The organism is Bacillus sp. 7894-2, from assembly GCF_002272225.1.
GTDB lineage: Bacteria > Bacillota > Bacilli > Bacillales > Cytobacillaceae > Cytobacillus.
Genome location: NZ_NPDG01000171.1, coordinates 1 through 378, shown reverse-complemented (window position 1 = coordinate 378; position 378 = coordinate 1). Strand labels below are relative to the sequence as shown.

The window sequence follows — 378 nt, the reverse complement described above, 5'->3', positions numbered from 1 at the left end:
TGGGCGCAGGAAATTTGAGAGGAGCTGTCCTTAGTACGAGAGGACCGGGATGGACGCACCGCTGGTGTACCAGTTGTCTTGCCAAAGGCATCGCTGGGTAGCTATGTGCGGAAGGGATAAGTGCTGAAAGCATCTAAGCATGAAGCCCCCCTCGAGATGAGATTTCCCATAGCGTCAAGCTAGTAAGATCCCTGAAAGATGATCAGGTTGATAGGTCAGAGGTGGAAGCGTGGCGACATGTGGAGCTGACTGATACTAATCGATCGAGGACTTAACCAAGTCATATTGGTAATTACTCGGCAAATGCTTCTTCATACATTATCTAGTTTTGAGGGAACGAAGTTTCTTCAAACCAAATAGTCCGGTGGCGATAGCGAG

General features: G+C 48.7%; 1 rRNA gene. It reads left to right on the top strand.

The features are described from left to right. A 23S ribosomal RNA gene (locus CHI10_RS22000) occupies positions 1-279 on the top strand; the annotation flags it as partial. Positions 280-378 lie beyond the last annotated feature (99 nt).